The organism is Neobacillus dielmonensis (genome assembly GCF_000612665.1).
In the GTDB taxonomy this organism is placed as follows: Bacteria; Bacillota; Bacilli; order Bacillales; family Cytobacillaceae; genus Neobacillus; species Neobacillus dielmonensis.
On the sequence record NZ_HG942046.1, the window covers coordinates 174,690 to 190,215 of the forward strand.

General features: G+C 40.2%; 17 protein-coding genes. 13 read left to right on the forward strand and 4 right to left on the reverse strand.

From position 1 onward, the window contains the following. The 3 genes from BN2425_RS06500 (at position 1) to BN2425_RS06510 (ending at position 1,523) form a co-directional block, all read left to right on the forward strand. Positions 1–453, forward strand: coding sequence for a RicAFT regulatory complex protein RicA family protein (locus BN2425_RS06500; RefSeq protein ID WP_042456517.1), 453 nt, complete (start codon positions 1–3; stop codon positions 451–453). A 212-nt stretch (positions 454–665) separates the two neighbouring features. Next, the gene (locus BN2425_RS06505; protein WP_042456519.1) at positions 666–1,211 is read left to right on the forward strand and encodes an outer spore coat protein CotE; all 546 of its coding nucleotides are present in this window, start codon (positions 666–668) and stop codon (positions 1,209–1,211) included. Between the two features lie 111 nt (positions 1,212–1,322). Further along, positions 1,323–1,523 carry a hypothetical protein gene (locus BN2425_RS06510; RefSeq protein ID WP_042456522.1) on the forward strand — a complete coding sequence of 67 codons (201 nt, stop codon included), beginning with the start codon at positions 1,323–1,325 and terminating at the stop codon, positions 1,521–1,523. Between the two features lie 36 nt (positions 1,524–1,559). On the opposite strand, the gene BN2425_RS06515 is transcribed toward BN2425_RS06510, so the two are convergent. Continuing rightward, positions 1,560–2,108: a GNAT family N-acetyltransferase gene (locus BN2425_RS06515; RefSeq protein WP_042456526.1), complete on the reverse strand. Its 549-nt coding sequence runs from the start codon at positions 2,106–2,108 to the stop codon at positions 1,560–1,562. Positions 2,109–2,218: 110 nt separating this feature from the next. Here BN2425_RS06515 and BN2425_RS06520 point away from each other — a divergent pair, with 110 nt between their 5' ends. Together BN2425_RS06520 and BN2425_RS06530 are read left to right on the forward strand one after the other, a co-directional pair. Beyond that, a complete protein-coding gene (locus tag BN2425_RS06520; RefSeq protein ID WP_235714576.1) occupies positions 2,219–2,929 on the forward strand; it encodes a protein kinase family protein in 711 nt (236 codons plus the stop codon). Between the two features lie 336 nt (positions 2,930–3,265). After that, the gene (locus tag BN2425_RS06530; protein WP_052352788.1) at positions 3,266–3,793 is read left to right on the forward strand and encodes an HXXEE domain-containing protein; all 528 of its coding nucleotides are present in this window, start codon (positions 3,266–3,268) and stop codon (positions 3,791–3,793) included. Between the two features lie 49 nt (positions 3,794–3,842). Here the strand turns inward: BN2425_RS06530 and serC are convergent, their stop codons facing one another. After that, entirely contained in the window at positions 3,843–4,940 is a 1,098-nt protein-coding gene (gene serC, locus BN2425_RS06535; protein ID WP_042456534.1) for a 3-phosphoserine/phosphohydroxythreonine transaminase, read from the reverse strand. A gap of 465 nt (positions 4,941–5,405) precedes the next feature. Here serC and BN2425_RS06540 point away from each other — a divergent pair, with 465 nt between their 5' ends. Together BN2425_RS06540 and BN2425_RS06545 are read left to right on the forward strand one after the other, a co-directional pair. Continuing rightward, positions 5,406–6,392 carry a 2-hydroxyacid dehydrogenase gene (locus BN2425_RS06540; protein WP_042456537.1) on the forward strand — a complete coding sequence of 329 codons (987 nt, stop codon included), beginning with the start codon at positions 5,406–5,408 and terminating at the stop codon, positions 6,390–6,392. A gap of 135 nt (positions 6,393–6,527) precedes the next feature. Further along, the gene (locus BN2425_RS06545; RefSeq protein WP_042456540.1) at positions 6,528–7,304 is read left to right on the forward strand and encodes an ABC transporter ATP-binding protein; all 777 of its coding nucleotides are present in this window, start codon (positions 6,528–6,530) and stop codon (positions 7,302–7,304) included. Between the two features lie 66 nt (positions 7,305–7,370). On the opposite strand, the gene hpaB is transcribed toward BN2425_RS06545, so the two are convergent. Continuing rightward, positions 7,371–8,813, reverse strand: a complete 1,443-nt coding sequence (gene hpaB, locus BN2425_RS06550; protein ID WP_042456543.1) for a 4-hydroxyphenylacetate 3-monooxygenase, oxygenase component — start codon at positions 8,811–8,813, stop codon at positions 7,371–7,373. Positions 8,814–9,017: 204 nt separating this feature from the next. Between hpaB and BN2425_RS06555 the strand changes: the two genes are divergently transcribed. The 4 genes from BN2425_RS06555 to BN2425_RS22450 all read left to right on the forward strand — a co-directional run bounded on the left by BN2425_RS06555 (position 9,018) and on the right by BN2425_RS22450 (position 13,039). Next, positions 9,018–10,400: a S8 family serine peptidase gene (locus BN2425_RS06555; protein ID WP_042456546.1), complete on the forward strand. Its 1,383-nt coding sequence runs from the start codon at positions 9,018–9,020 to the stop codon at positions 10,398–10,400. A 144-nt stretch (positions 10,401–10,544) separates the two neighbouring features. After that, positions 10,545–11,639, forward strand: coding sequence for an AI-2E family transporter (locus BN2425_RS06560; RefSeq protein ID WP_042456549.1), 1,095 nt, complete (start codon positions 10,545–10,547; stop codon positions 11,637–11,639). A 401-nt stretch (positions 11,640–12,040) separates the two neighbouring features. Next, positions 12,041–12,160, forward strand: coding sequence for a nuclease-related domain-containing protein (locus tag BN2425_RS23505; protein ID WP_081798015.1), 120 nt, complete (start codon positions 12,041–12,043; stop codon positions 12,158–12,160). Between the two features lie 750 nt (positions 12,161–12,910). Continuing rightward, positions 12,911–13,039 carry an FbpB family small basic protein gene (locus tag BN2425_RS22450; RefSeq protein ID WP_154663467.1) on the forward strand — a complete coding sequence of 43 codons (129 nt, stop codon included), beginning with the start codon at positions 12,911–12,913 and terminating at the stop codon, positions 13,037–13,039. Between the two features lie 22 nt (positions 13,040–13,061). On the opposite strand, the gene BN2425_RS06570 is transcribed toward BN2425_RS22450, so the two are convergent. Then, positions 13,062–13,409: a response regulator transcription factor gene (locus BN2425_RS06570; RefSeq protein WP_052352789.1), complete on the reverse strand. Its 348-nt coding sequence runs from the start codon at positions 13,407–13,409 to the stop codon at positions 13,062–13,064. A gap of 221 nt (positions 13,410–13,630) precedes the next feature. Here BN2425_RS06570 and BN2425_RS06575 point away from each other — a divergent pair, with 221 nt between their 5' ends. Together BN2425_RS06575 and BN2425_RS06580 are read left to right on the forward strand one after the other, a co-directional pair. Beyond that, positions 13,631–14,017, forward strand: a complete 387-nt coding sequence (locus tag BN2425_RS06575; RefSeq protein WP_042456552.1) for a PaaI family thioesterase — start codon at positions 13,631–13,633, stop codon at positions 14,015–14,017. Positions 14,018–14,370: 353 nt separating this feature from the next. Continuing rightward, a complete protein-coding gene (locus BN2425_RS06580) occupies positions 14,371–15,444 on the forward strand; it encodes a zinc-dependent alcohol dehydrogenase family protein (RefSeq protein ID WP_042456554.1) in 1,074 nt (357 codons plus the stop codon). Positions 15,445–15,526: the final 82 nt, after the last annotated feature.

Here is a 15,526-nt window from a genome sequence, read left to right on the forward strand (position 1 = left end):
GTGGTAAAGTATACCAAAGACGATATTGTAGCATCTGCAAGAGACTTGGCGCGGATGATTGCAGATACAGACGAAGTAGATTTTTTTAAGAGAGCTGAAGCTCTTATTCATGAAAATCCAAAAGTGAGGACCTTAATAGCAGATATTAAGGGATTGCAGAAACAAGCAGTAAACCTCCAACATTATGGAAAACATGAAGCATTAAAAAAGGTAGAGGATAAAATTGCTTCTATTGAACAAGAATTAGACGAAATTCCAGTGGTGCAGGAGTTTAAGCAGTCACAGCTTGATGTGAACGAATTACTTCAAATCATTGCTTCGACCATTTCCAATACCGTCACAGATGAAATTATTACTTCAACTGGTGGAGATTTGTTGCGCGGGGAAACTGGAGCCAGTTTAAAAAACGGCACCGATGCCTGCGATCATGATGATCACCATCACGATCATTAATAAGTTAAGAGGCTGTCTCATGATTTTGAGATGGCCTCTTTTTTTGTACATGAGACTGGGGAAATAGAGTCCATTAAGGCACATACCTAATATTTCCGCATACTATGAATCATGAATTAAACATTTATCCAGGAATTAAAGATTAGATATCACACTAGTCTAGACATTCGCATAGGATGAAGTGAATCAGAAATGAGGAGGGTACGCGCGAAATGGGAGAATACAGAGAGATAATTACCAAGGCCGTAGTAGCGAAAGGACGTAAATTCACTCAGTCCAATCATACAATTAGCCCGGCGCATAATCCAACGAGCATCCTTGGTTGTTGGATTATCAACCATAAATACAGCGCAAAAAAAGTTGGCAAAACAGTAGAGATACACGGCTCCTATGACATCAACGTTTGGTATTCCTATAACGAAAACACTAAAACGGAAGTGGTTACTGAACGTGTTCAATATACTGATGTTATAAAGTTAAAGTATCGTGACCAAGACTGCTTGGATGACAATGAAGTAGTTGCACGAGTACTGCAGCAGCCAAATTGTACAGAAGCAGTCATCTCCCCGAACGGCAATCGGATCATCGTCCACGTAGAAAGGGAATTTCTTGTGGAGGTAATCGGAGAGACAAAAGTTTGTGTTCGCATCAATCCGGACGGCTGCAAGGATGAGGACGAAGATTGGGGAATGGATGTTGACGACGAAGAATTCGAGGAACTAAATCCCGACTTCTTAGTCGGAGGGGAAGAAGAATAATATGAACTAGGAGGTATTTACTTCCTAGTTTTTTTCTACTTAAAAGCAAATGTTTGATGAATGAATGGAAAATAAGTGAAATCAGCAATCTATATACCAGGAGGTGTAAATGTGGAGCCTAGACAGCCTGGTAATAAAAAATTGCCTGATTTTCAGGAACTAAACGACAGAGTTATTGTGGATCGCCCGTCCAGCCCAATGTTAGTGATTAAAACTAATTTAGATCCAAAGGAACCAACGGAAGAAAATCCATACTTTGAAAAAGGAGAAACAAAGAATTTAAAAGATTTTGAGGAATATTTTGAAGAATAAGGAAGCCAGGATGGCTCAGATTCATTTTAAATTGAGTCATCCTTGTTTTTCCCATTCTGGTTTTAATAAAGAGAGCACGTATGTATCGTGAAATTGATCATGCTGTTTAAAATATCCGCGTAGCAAGCCTTCCTTCGTAAAGCCAAACTTTTGAAGAAGATTGAGAGAAGGCAGATTCTCCGGGTAAACGACTGCACCTATCCGATATAAATCAAGTTCTTGGAAACTATAGCGCAACACTTCTTCAATGGCTTCTGAAGTATACCCATTTCGCCAATAGGCGGGATGTAGTTCATAGCCAATTTCAGCCCGTTTATTTTTTAATTGAAGTCCGTTGAGTCCAAGAGATCCGATAATCCTTTGATTCTCTTTCAATTTTATTCCCCAGCGAATACCACGCTTTTCTATATAGTTTTTTCGAAACATATCAATCAGTTTTGCGGCCTCTGCCGGTAGTACGAATCGATCTGTACCATAATATTGTGTCACTTGTTCAAATGACAATATCTCAAAAATACTGTCTACATGGCGGGGGGTGATTTCAATTAATTTCAAACGTTGTGTATCTAAGACTGGGAAACCCATATAATCACCTTTCTAAATCAGAAATCTTACCTATAAGTGTATAATCAATCCGCTTAAAGATAAAGGAATTATTTTCACAAATTAGCCATACTTTCTTGGAAAAGGTATATATGACTAATCAAGATGGGATTGTTTCCGATATGGAACGATATCATTTTACTAGAAGCTTAGAAGGTGTGCAAATGAAGCAGTTTATAAACTTGATAGAACAAGAATTACTTCCCCATATCCATTTATCTGCCGAGCGTCCCTTTGAGCCTATAAACGTTAGGAATCAAACCAAACTCTGGAAAACAGTTGGAACAGGGAACTATGCAGGTGTCTTTGCCCATCCATCCTTTCCACGGTATGTAGTGAAGGTTTATGCAAGAAACCCGGAACAAATAAACAAGGAAATCGCTGTATATCAAAGGTTAGGAGTTCACCGGGCATACTCGTTCCTTTATGCATATGGCGAACACTATTTAGTCCTAAAAAACATACCTGGCATTACTTTATTTGATGCCATTGTACAGGGCCAGCCCATTCCCCGTACGGTAATAGAGGATGTGGATAATGGATTGGATTACGCTAAATCTGTTGGGCTCAATCCTTATGATGTTCACGGCAAAAATGTGGTGATGAATAACGGACGTGGTTACATAGTAGATGTTTCCGATTTTTACAAGCAGGGATATGACCGAAAGTGGGATGACTTAAAAAAGGCTTTAGAAAAAATTTATTTTCCCTTCATTTATAAATACCATCCACCAATACCATTTTTCATCGTAGATGGCATTAGAAAAGGCTATCGGTGGTTTAGAAAGTTAGCAAGCAGATAAATTAATATTTTTAAAATAACTCCTATTAATGGTATATATTTCCTTTAAGCTATATAATAAAATCCACTTCGTTTTTTGGAGAGGACTTGGACCGTACAGCTTGCCCATCACCATTATTGCACATATTGCAGAAATTGTGATTAGTTTCAAAAAGGGCAAGAACATGTTTGGGACAGGGATTGCTGATAGGAATTGGAATTCTGCTTTTGTTGGCGCTTGCCTGCTTTGGGCTGCTCTTATCCATTTTTTATAATAGGAAAGAGGTGACTCAAACACAAATGGGTCATCTTTTTTTAGATTTCTTACAGTAGACGCAAAGAGGGGAAGGAGAAACAAATGACAATCACAGTGCTTATCTGGATGGTGGCAAGCATATTTATCTTGCATGATTTCGAGGAAATTATTACCGTCGAGGGCTGGTTAAGCAAGAATAAGGAGGACGTATTTCAGATAGTGCCAAAGAGGTTTCACCAATACATCAATCAGGTTCTTCCACGTAGCACGGCAGGATTTTCTGTTGCTGTTTTGGTTGAATATATCGGGATAGTAATAGTCACCTTCTTGGCTATCTTTGGTCAGGGAGAAGATTGGACACTGCTTGGCATCCTCTCAGTGGTCACCATTTTGTTTATTCATTCATTTACCCATATCGGACAGTTCTTATATTTCAAAAGATACACACCGGGCGTGGTGACATCGATCATCTTGGTGATTCCCTTTTCGATTTACTTTTTCTACTACACGCTCAGTCGGGATTTCATTGACTGGGCAATGATATGGTGGAGCTTTCCAATCGGTTTCGTTCTTATGTTGATTCTTAATCAAGTTGGACTCGCTCTTGGGAAAATAATAGAATTCAAATAGAACAACCGCCAAGTCTTGTTTAAGGACTTGACGGTTGTTTTCGAATTATTTATCCATTAATCTGCTGGAATTGAACCATAAATTGGCTGAATGCTTTACATGCTTCATACGGTACCGCGTTATAGGTGGAAGCACGGCAGCCTCCTACTGAACGGTGGCCGTTTACCCCGATAAAGCCCTCTTTCTTCGCCTCAGCGAGGAATTGTTTCTCTAATTCCTCATCCTTTAAACGGAAAGTAATGTTCATGAGGGAACGGCTGTCTTTTTCAGCATGTCCAAGGTAAAAACCGTTACTTTGGTCAATGGCATCATAAATCAGCTTGGCTTTCTCCTCATTTCTTCTGGCAATCTCTTCGATTCCGCCAATGCTTTTAGCCCAATTTAACACTTCACCGAGCATGTAGATGCCAAAGGTTGGTGGAGTGTTATACAAGGAATTGTTTTTAGAGAAAGTGCTGTACTTTAACATAGTGGGGATATTGGCATTAGCCTTCTCCAACAAGTCTTTGCGAATGATGACTACAGTCACTCCTGAAGGACCTAGGTTTTTCTGTGCGCCGGCGTAAATTAACGCAAACTTGCTCACATCAAAAGGCTTGGAAAAGATGTCGCTGGACATATCGGCCACTAACGGAACATTTTCAGTGTCAGGAAATTTCTGCCATTGTGTTCCATAAATCGTGTTGTTGGATGTTAAATGGACATAGGCATCATCAGAATTGAATTTCAGTTCATCCAAACTTGGAATCCGGCGGTATTTGCCTTCTTTCGTACTGGCCACATGATAGGGATTTCCAAATAATTTTGCCTCAGAAAAGGCCTTCTCTGACCAAGAACCGGTCATAATATAACCTGCCTGTTGTTCCGATTTTAAGAAATTCATAGGAATCATGGAAAACTGCAGACTGGCACCGCCTTGTACGAACAAAACCTCGTAATCTTCCGGAATTGACAGTAATTCTTTTAAAAGTGCAATGGCTTGGTTATGTACCTCTTCATAGGCAGCACTTCGATGGCTGAGCTCCATGACGGACATGCCCGTACCACGGAAATCAATCAGCTCCTGTTGGGCTTTATCTAGTACCGGAAGGGGAAGGGCAGAAGGACCGGCGTTAAAGTTGTAAGCGCGGTTGACTAGTTGATTCATGAGCTAACACTCCCAAATTTTTATTTATTAGAATAGTACCACATTTTTATCATTTTAGGTTACTAGAGTGAAAATAATCAAAAAATTATTTTGGCAAAAAGGCTGATTTATGGTGATGACAATAATAAAATAGAATTTGTACATAGTGGAAATCTAAAAAAATTGGCTACCCTGAAAATAAGCGAGTTTAAAATAATGACCAAACATTATAGACAAGGCCGCTTATTTTCATACCCCATGGTGCAAAAGTTTTGCATGGGTGTCTCTGTTAAACGATAATGTTGATTTTTAAAACCTGTTGATTGGAGAGGATAAGCTCGACTCCTGCGGGAGTACAGAGACCCCGCAGGCGCTAAAGCCCGGGGAGGCTCTCCGGCACGCCCGCGGGTTCGCTGAGCGACTGGAGCGGAAATCAACAGTCAAATTTAACAGAGCCAAAAAATTAAAAGGAAGGCTGTGTTATAAATGAAACCAAAAGTGGTAGTTGCTTATAATAAAGTCAGTCCAAGAGTCTTGGATTTTCTTAGTGAATCGTGCGAGGTCACCAATTTTGAAAGGCTGGATACCGAAAGCCTTCCAAGCTTTTATGAAACACTGAGGGACGCACAAGGATTGCTGACATCTGGTGTTAAAGTAGATTCAGCATTATTAGACCAGGCGCCCGATTTGAAAATCGTCAGCAATATTGCAGTAGGATATGATAATTTTCAGATTCCAGAGCTGTCCAAAAGAAAAATCATGGCAACCAATACACCGGGAGTTCTCAATGATACAGTTGCTGACACGGTAATGGGTTTAATTCTAGCTGCTGCTAGGAGAATCCCAGAATTAAACCAGTATGTGAAACGGGGACAATGGAATGCTGACGATGGTGTCAATCTTTATGGAACAGATGTCCATCATAAAGTGTTAGGGATTATCGGAATGGGGGGGATTGGCACCGCCGTAGCTAAACGAGCACATTTTGGATTCGATATGCCGATTCTTTATCATAATCGTTCCCGACATGTAGAAGCAGAGCAAACATTAAATGCTGTCTATTGCTCTCTAGAAGAATTGTGTAAGCAATCCGATTTCGTAGTTTTGCTGACCCCATTGACACCGCAAACCGTAAAGTTGATTGGAGAAAAACATTTCAATTGGATGAAGAACAGTGGCATTTTCATTAATGCTTCCCGGGGAGCAACCGTTGATGAAGCAGCACTCATTCAAGCACTTGAAAATAAGGAAATTCTGGCAGCGGGGCTTGATGTTTTTGAACAGGAACCGGTCAGTCCAGATAACAAGCTTTTAACCATGGATAACGTCGTAGCAGTTCCCCATATTGGGTCTGCCACCCATGAAACCCGGTTAAAAATGGCGATGTTAGCTGCGGAAAATCTGGTAAGTGGTTTGCAGGGGAAAATGCCACCGAACATGATTAATCGAGAGGCATTCGAAAACTTGTTGTAATCAAAGGGCCCGAGTAGAGTCGGGTCTTTATGTTTCACTCAGATGAAAGCCACTTAACTTGTGTTTTCTGAAAATTTTGATACTATAATAAAATGAATCTATTATTATGGACAAGAAAGTAAGGGATTGATTGAAATGATCGTACAACTAGAAAATGTCTCATTAGTAAGAGATGGAAAATCTATTTTACAAGAAGTAAATTGGACGATTGAATCAGGGGAAAATTGGGTTCTGTTCGGATTAAATGGGTCTGGGAAAACAGCGATCTTAAATCTACTCAATGCCTACTATTTTCCAACAAAAGGACATGTATCGGTATTGGGGATGGAATTTGGCAAAACCTATCTAGGGGAAAAACTGCGCCGGCAAATTGGTTTTGTTTCCTCGTCACTACAAGGGAAACTTCATTCAGGGGATAATGCATTTGAAGTCGTTCTAAGCGGCGCATTTGCCACTATCGGATTGTATGATGTCCCAACCGATGAAATGCGACAAAAAGCAATAAGGCTGCTAGAAGAGCTCGGCTGTATTGAATATGCCAACCAAAACTATGAAACTTTGTCTCAAGGTGAAAAGCAGCGGGTCCTAATCGCTCGCGCGTTGATGGCTGACCCTAAGCTTCTAATTCTGGATGAGCCGACAAATGGCCTGGATTTTATTGCCCGTGAAAAATTGCTTGAATCCATCTCAGCTATCATAAAACAGCCTGGTGCGCCAGCTATCATTTATGTAACCCACCATGTCGAAGAAATTTTACCAGAATTCAAAAAAACACTGTTACTAAAAGAGGGACAAGTCATTGCTGCGGGTGAAACATGTGAAATGTTAACCGAGGAGCGGCTTTCGGATTATTTTGGGTTGCCGGTCAAGGTGACGTGGCAGAATAGTCGTCCATTGCTCTCTAGATTATAAAAACATCAGATCCGGGCCATATTTGCTCCAATTACTAGAATGTAATTTGGCCCGGCACATCAGCTACTAAGGATTTAGGTTTAAAAATTCAACAACCTGCTTCATGTATTTTTCCTTTGGATAGGAATGGTATAAATAGCTGGATAATCGAATCGGATCACCAAAGAAATATCTTTCATACTGGGTTTGTCTAGTGCCAAATGGGCTCATGGTCAAATCCCAAGCCAAACGAAAAATTTTTACCCGGTCTTCGGCATCCCGATTGGCTGCTTGAAGATAGAGTCCTAAATCCTCTTTTATGGTGGAAGCAAAGTCTTTTTCACTCGGTAAAGAAACCATTCCGCTAGCCCCAATGAGCTGGATGATTTCTACAAATCTTGGGTAAATCCTCGGGTAAATATTGCTGGCAACTTGTAGGGGGATTATGCTGGGTCTCATGATTCCCCATTCATCGATTTTGGCTTCCTCCTCTGACTTTTCGAGAAGTGCTTTCATTGTCTCGAGACCAATGATGATTTCTGATAGTTTTTCCTGAATATGCTGATACCCGCTGACATTAATGGTATCAACTAAGAGCTCTGCTATTCCCAAAATAAACCCGGTTTTGACCACTTGTCTGGTAATGACCTGATGATAGGCAAAAGATTGAAACGAGCTTTGTGGCACAAATTCTATAGCTGCGTCAACGTTGTTATAATAAAAAATCCGGTCCCAGGGAACAAGCACATGGTCAAACACCACCATGGTGTCCATTTCTTCATAACGGGAACTTAATGGGTAATTGAACAAGGATTCCCCGTTCACAAACGACTCTCTGCAAATAAATTTTACCCCCGGGGTATCTGATGGGATAGAGAAAGCAAAAGCATGTTCCTCATCCGTCACACCGCCATTGGAAAACACCAGTACCTCATCGGTCAATCCGCCTTGTGTCGCTAACAGACGCGCCCCTTTTATGATGATACCCTTTTCGTTTTGCCCCACCATTTTTGCAGCAATTGGTTCTTTGGAGTTTTCAAAATAATACTGTGATCGATTCACCTGAGGATTGACAAACGTATGGGTAAAAGAAAGGTCATTTTCTCTTGCCCTTTTATAAAGGGCCTCGATATTTTCTGGAAAACAATGCTTTTTATCTTTTAAAAACCCTCTGGAAGAGGCGAACGCCATTAGAGCACTGTTCATATAATCTGGGCTCCTGCCCAATAACCCATGGGTGTGTCTTGCCCAAATCTCCATCATTTTTCGCCGTTTAAGGATATCCTCTTTAGTTCTAGGCTGTAAGTAAGAAAGCCCAATAGGATTCGCGGACTCTGGTGAATCGTAAGTCATTTCGTCTTGAAACTGAGGGTTTTTCTGTAAGTCATAGAGGGAAGCCTTTGTTTGGATAATGCCTTTAAATGCAGGATGTTCCGAAATCTTCCCTTCAATTCGCTGCCCATCCAGCCAAATTTCTGTTTGTAATTGATCGATTCGGTTTATATAGTCTTTTCCGCTAATTGCACTCATTTCACCACTCCTTCGAAAACCTAACTAGTTCATTTTATTAGAAGAATCTAAGATGCGTTCGGGAATTAAGACGATTTGGATAGGGAGTGGACGTGCATGTCGAAATGGCTCAGTTTCCGTCTACAGAATGAGAAAGAAGTATGATTTAATAGTTTAATTTTATTGAATATAATGAACATTAGGAAAATGGAAAGGGGACAGGTTATGGGGATTAAAAAAAAGGCATTTGGAGGTGCGATGGCACTAGCTTTGGGGACTTCGCTAGTATTTAGCAGCGGCGTCACGAAAAGCAATGCAGCACCGGTAAGTAAAAGTTACATAGTTATTTTTAAGGACCAAACTAACTTACCTGCAGGCTATGAAAAGCTTATTCAAAATGCAGGAGGAAAAATTAAGGGCAAGTTAGAAAAATTGGGTGCAGTTGAAGTAAGTTCGACCAATCCGAGTTTTTTAGCAACTGTCACTAAATCTAGTCTTGTTATGGAGGCCGGGGCAGAAAATACCGTGTATCCTGAAAAGCCTGCATACCAAGAAGCAGTTGCATTGGATGGATTAACTGCGGGGGCTGACCTTTACAACCAACTCCAGTGGGATATTAAGCAAGTTACCAATAACGGTGCATCTTGGAGTCTTCCTGGCGGTACAGGGAAGCCGGTTTCCGGTGATGATATTGTGGTTGCTGTCGTGGATACTGGAATTGACTACAACCATCCTGATATAAAGGCCAATTACGCTTACGGTAAATCCTTTGTAGAGGGCTACCCGGATGCATTTGACCAAGATGGGCATGGTACCCATGTAGCTGGTTCGATTGCGGGCAATGGGAGAATTCTTGGTGTGGGGCCTGAACTAAAGGTGGCTGCCTACCGTGTGTTTGGTCCAACAGGTGGAGCGTCAACTAGTGATATTGCGGAAGCGTTAATGACAGCTGCCGACGATAACGTGGATGTCGTCAATATGTCACTTGGCGGCTATGATTGGTTCCAGGACCCGGCTTATGCGACGAAAGATGTAGTGGCTGATGTTCGCTTATTTAATCGGGCCATCCAGTATGCCATCCAAAAGGGCGTTACAGTAGTAGGTTCTGCAGGTAATGACGGTGTCAATATTACCAGTCCAGGCCAGCTTTCCGGCAGCGATCCAGGCTCTGTTCACCGCAGCCCTAGCAGCCAAACGATGATTCGTGTTTCTGCAGGCGGCAAAGAGAAAAATCTTGCATTCTACTCAAACTATGGCGTTGGAAAAATTGATGTCATGGCACCAGGCGGCGATTTAGGTCCGAATTATGACCCAGCAACAGGAGCTGGCAGAGACAATTCTTACCTTTGTTTAAGTTCGGTTCCAGTCTATGATGCAAATGGCAATTTTACTGGCCACGGTTATGCCTATTATGCCGGTACATCTATGGCAGCACCGAAAACAGCTGCACTTGCTGGAGTCGTTATTGCTAAGTATGGAAAGGATGTTCTAAATCCAGCCCAAGTAAAACAAAAAATTCTCCAGTCTGCTGAGGATGTATTTAAACCTGGTAATGATGCCTATTCAGGCAATGGTTTAATTAATGCAGTCAATGCCTTAAATAAATAATGTCAATCTTGATTAAGAAGCGGCCTAATTTGGTCGCTTTTTTGAATGAGTAAAAAGAAAGGATATGGAAAAGATTGTACCTAATTCGGTGGGTTTGATATACTTTTACTATAAAAATACAAAAATGAATATGAGGTACGTGCATTGTCAAAGTCAAAATTACAATACTGGCTGATTCAAATTTTATTGATTGTCTCCATCATTTATGTATCCAGTAAAATTTCATTTTTATTTCAACCAATCGGCATCTTTTTCTCAACCATCTTTTTCCCGATTCTCATTACCGGATTCCTATTTTTTATGCTAAATCCAATTGTTAACTTTTTGGAAAGACGAAGAATACCGCGAGTAGTAGCGATCTTGATTATTTATGTGGTATTTGCAGGTCTGCTGGTTTTGGCAATTGGCAATCTCGTGCCTGCTATTACCAAGCAGGTCACGGCTCTTGCTAACGAAATACCGGTTTACGCAGATAAAACAATGGATTTTGTAAATGAGTTGTCCAAGTCATCCGAATTTAAACGACTTATGACTGAACAAACTAATCTAATTGAGTCGGTTCAGAAAAGATTGATAGAGTTTGCCAATACATTGCCAGACAATATTACACGTGGTCTTGGGAATATCATTGGGGTCATTACCAACATTGCGGTCATCTTAGTCACCGTACCCTTTTTGCTGTTTTACATGTTTAAGGATGGTAAGAAATTCCCGATTGCCGTCAGCAAGTTTATTCCGTCTGATTATCGGGAAGAAGGTCTTTCGATATTAAAAGAAACAGGGGAGACTTTATCTGCCTATATCCAAGGACAAGTGACGGTTGCCTTAGCAGTGGGAACGTTGTCGTTTATCGGTTACATGATTATTGATATGCCATATGCATTAGTACTTGCGCTAATTGTAGCTTTAACCAACATCATTCCATATGTGGGTCCGTTTTTGGGAGGAGCCCCTGCAGTATTGATCGCCCTGTTTGATTCGCCAACAAAAGCACTGCTAGTTGTACTAGTCATCTTGATTGCCCAGCAAATTGAAGGAAACCTGTTGTCGCCGATGATTCTTGGCAAGACGCTAGATACCCACCCGGCCACAATTATCATTATCCTACTTGCTGCAGGCAATTTGGCGGGTATACTCGGGATGGTTTTGGGTGTCCCTACTTATGCTGTTACGAAAACGATTGTGTTGAATGTAGTGAAGTTCTTGAGAGCCAGAAAAAGGGCCAATAATACGGCTTGAGTTATGAAATCAGGGAGATTCCCCTGATTTTTTTTTGTGTCTAGGTTGATGGTTTTTAGGGTGGAGGGTCTATTTGTAGATACTCTTGGAAAATTTGTAGATATCGGTTCCAAATTTGAAGATAACCCCAAAAAATTTGTAGATAGCGGTGAATCTGTGAATGCTTTCGGTCGAATATCTAGGACCAGAAGGATATCATCCACCTCAGGTCTTATCGGGTGATTTGGTGATAGTCTTCTTGCCAGGGCCTCCGCTCTCTCTAAATTTATGGGATAAAACGGATCCCTTTTCTCATAAAAAGTTCGCTAATGTAGAGAAAATATAAGAATTTTACGTACAGGCCATAAAGGCGAGTCACATTAAATTATTACCTGAGCCTTATCCCAAAATAAAACTATCATATTTTTCATGGCCTGAGACTTCCGATAGGAAAAACCTTCTTTCAAATCGATGCCCTCATGTTTTCTCCAAAAGTCATCATCCCTCTTGAAACAAAAAATTACTCTGGTACGCTACCATAGATAAACTCCAACTAATCCAAGAAATAAGTGAATCTAAACATATTTATCAAAACCCAGTGACCCAATCCAATCGTCATAGTATTCTCCTCAAATATTTTTTTGAGAAAAACAAAGTTCCTTTTCCGCCGATGGAAAATCGAGTTGTATTTTTTAGTAGATCTTCCGCTGAAATCAGAATCAGTCAAGGTTATACAGAGGCCGAGAAAAAGATTGGCAGAGCTGAAGACATTGTTAGCAGGATAAAAGAAATGGAACAGCATTACAAAAGAGACTGTCTCGACCAGGCCACTTTCAAAAAGCTGAAGACACTTTTGCGAAAAAAGCATACACCATTAAATAGTCCGATTGAGAACATGTTTGGGAGTTGCACAAGTGAAATCTTGCCAGGCGTCCAATGCCCGACATGCCTTTATCTGTCAATGCGATATGATTGGAGAAAATGGAGTTGCCCGCGCTGCGGCACCGTGTCAAAGGATGCATATTTGCAAGGAATGAGAGACTATTTTCTGCTCATAAAGCCCTCAATAACCAACACGGAATTATGCAGCTTCCTTTCGCTGCCCTCCCCAAGAGTAGCTGCCTACCTTTTTTCACTGAGCGATTTGCCTTATACAGGAACAAATAGAGGAAGGATTTATCATCCTGATAAAACATCAATTTTTATATAAAGTTCAAAAAATTGTAATAAATCGGAGGATTTCAAGGTTACCACTTTATATATAATAAAAATATAGAAAGGTGGAGAAACCAATGAGAAAAAGAATTTTGAGTTTTAAGGAATTAGTGGTTAGTAATAAGCAGCAAATTAAAGAAGATTTAAAGACGATTGAAAAAATCGAGACAAGAATTGAAAATAAATTATTTGAAAAAGTGAAATAGAGCAGCTGCTCCAGCTGCTCTGTTAGTTTTTTGCTGATAAGATTTCTTTCACTTTCGAAACCACTGCACCAGGGCTGAACGGCTTTGAGATAAACGCATTTGCCCCCAAACCTAGTCCCTGCTCCTCATTCTGAGCAGAAAGCATAATAACCGGTGTATCTTTTAACTTTCTTACTTCCTCAAGGACGGTAAAGCCATTTTTTCCTGGCATAAATACGTCCAAGATGATTAAATCATAGTCTTCCTGCAGTGCCTGCGCCAAACCATCGTCCCCATTATCTGTTACGGTAACTTGGTACGATTCCCGGCTTAAATATATTTTAAGCAAATTACTTATCCTAATTTCATCTTCGACAATAAGAATCTTCAAATGTAACCCTCCAAAAATGAAGTAATCCCTATATTAATAGTGTTTATTAATTTATATTTTATCATTTAACTATGTTAAGAAAAAAGGACTATTTACTTTTAAATAGAATTGCCTGGAACAATACGTAAAACTATGTACTTAAAGTAACAGTTTTATTAAAGAGGAATTCGTTTCTTTTATATTGAAGATATAGTAAAACTAATTTAATTAAGAGGTGTATCATGTTTATAAAGCAGCCATTTGATGAGTTCTTAGGTTTGAAATATAAAAAGATTGATGATCATCGTTTGGAAATTATTTTGCCAGTTCAGGACCTATTCATTAACAGTGCAGGAGTTATACATGGTGGTATCATTTCTTCACTAGCTGATGTGGCCGTATCAAACTTGTTACCAGCCAATGAAGATGGTATCCAACAAGCTGTAACCGTTGATTTAAATGTTACTTTTTTGAAACCCGCTGCTGGTACATATTTGATAGCAAATGCCAGTCTTGAAAAACTGGGTAAAACTTTAGTTCACACGGAGTGTTCGATTTATAACGATAAACAGGAAATGGTGGCAAAATCTAAAGCAATCCTATTTCGGACACAACTAAATCAGAAATAAATTAAATAAAAAGAACGAAGATGCGCCCGCATAGAAGGGGGGATGGCAGCAATTTTGGAGTAAGAGATTTGTAGACCATTATATTTTATATGGCTTGACTCTATATAGTTAGTAATATAAAATTAACATGTTATTCCATAAAATGGAAACTAGGAATTTATCAACCAAAGTCATCATAAATAATACATGATATGATCTTTTCTATGCAGGCTCACCAAGCCTTTACTTATCTGATTCTTGCATAAGTTTAATTGAAAGAGGTGAGTATTTAATAGTTTAAACAATTGTAAGCGTATACATTCCAGCGTTCTGGCGATGGAAAGTTTTTTAAAAACGTGAGGGGGAATTCCTTGATGAAAGCACTTGTTTTAGAAGAATTCAAAAAGCCATTGGTCGTTCGTGAAATGCCTGATCCCGAATGTTCACCAGATGGTGTTGTCTTGAAAGTTGAAGCAAATGGAGTTTGCAGGAGCGATTGGCATGCCTGGCAAGGAGATTGGGACTGGATTGGAATCAAACTTCCTCTTCCACACGTTTTAGGTCATGAATTTACGGGAGTGATTGAGGAAGTAGGTAAAAACGTAAAAAACTTTAAACAGGGCGACCGGGTAATTGTTCCATTTACACTCGGTGATGGCACATGTCCTTATTGCCAAAGCGGACATCATAATATCTGTGAAAATATCCAAATGCCGGGGTTTTCTACATGGGGAGGCTATGGCCGATTTACTCATGTGCCAAATGCTGATACGAATTTAATCATCCTCCCAGAAAATATTAGCTTTGTTGAAGCTGCCGGAATGGGTTGCCGCTTTATGACTGCTTTTCATGGTATAACCGATCAGGCTGGGGTCAGGCCCGGTGAGTGGGTAGCCGTTCATGGCTGTGGGGGAGTTGGCTTATCGGCTGTTCAAATTGCTACCGCTCTAGGCGCCAATGTCATTGCGGTTGACATTGGAGAAGATAAACTCGAATTTTCCAAAAGATTAGGTGCGGTTGCGACGGTAAATGCAAAGACTCAAAATGTTCCAGAGGCAATTCGGGAAATAACTAAAGGCGGAGCACACGTATCGATTGACGCTTTAGGTATTGCGCAAACCTGTCAGGCTTCCGTTAATAGTCTTCGAAAAAGAGGAAGGCATTTACAAATTGGTTTAACCACCAGAGAAGAACAAGGAATGATTCCACTTCCAATTGATATTATCGTTCAAAAGGAAATCCAAATTGTCGGATCACTCGGCATGCAGCCATCAAGATATCCTTATATGCTTGAAATGGTTGAAAAAGGGAAGTTACGGCCAGGCTCCTTAGTAACTCAAACGATTTCATTAGAAGAGGTACCGAGAATATTCACCGAAATGGACAGCTTTCAAAACCTTGGTGTTACAGTAGTTGATAAGTGGGAAGTTAAACAACCGGTAAAATGAGTTGTTTGACCTTGTCTAAATAATAATCATGGCTGGAATATATAACAAACGCCCTTTGTAGGGCGTTTCAGACTGTCGACAA

Excerpts from the sequence above, each read along its gene's own strand:
- BN2425_RS06505 (WP_042456519.1), top strand. The coding sequence starts at position 666 with ATGGGAGAATACAGAGAGATAATTACCAAGGCCGTAGTAGCGAAAGGA.
- BN2425_RS06515 (WP_042456526.1), bottom strand. The coding sequence starts at position 2,108 with ATGGGTTTCCCAGTCTTAGATACACAACGTTTGAAATTAATTGAAATC.
- BN2425_RS06520 (WP_235714576.1), top strand. The coding sequence starts at position 2,219 with ATGACTAATCAAGATGGGATTGTTTCCGATATGGAACGATATCATTTT.
- BN2425_RS06530 (WP_052352788.1), top strand. The coding sequence starts at position 3,266 with ATGACAATCACAGTGCTTATCTGGATGGTGGCAAGCATATTTATCTTG.
- serC (WP_042456534.1), bottom strand. The coding sequence starts at position 4,940 with ATGAATCAACTAGTCAACCGCGCTTACAACTTTAACGCCGGTCCTTCT.
- BN2425_RS06540 (WP_042456537.1), top strand. The coding sequence starts at position 5,406 with ATGAAACCAAAAGTGGTAGTTGCTTATAATAAAGTCAGTCCAAGAGTC.
- BN2425_RS06545 (WP_042456540.1), top strand. The coding sequence starts at position 6,528 with ATGATCGTACAACTAGAAAATGTCTCATTAGTAAGAGATGGAAAATCT.
- hpaB (WP_042456543.1), bottom strand. The coding sequence starts at position 8,813 with ATGAGTGCAATTAGCGGAAAAGACTATATAAACCGAATCGATCAATTA.
- BN2425_RS06555 (WP_042456546.1), top strand. The coding sequence starts at position 9,018 with ATGGGGATTAAAAAAAAGGCATTTGGAGGTGCGATGGCACTAGCTTTG.
- BN2425_RS22450 (WP_154663467.1), top strand. The coding sequence starts at position 12,911 with ATGAGAAAAAGAATTTTGAGTTTTAAGGAATTAGTGGTTAGTAATAAG.
- BN2425_RS06575 (WP_042456552.1), top strand. The coding sequence starts at position 13,631 with ATGTTTATAAAGCAGCCATTTGATGAGTTCTTAGGTTTGAAATATAAA.
- BN2425_RS06580 (WP_042456554.1), top strand. The coding sequence starts at position 14,371 with ATGAAAGCACTTGTTTTAGAAGAATTCAAAAAGCCATTGGTCGTTCGT.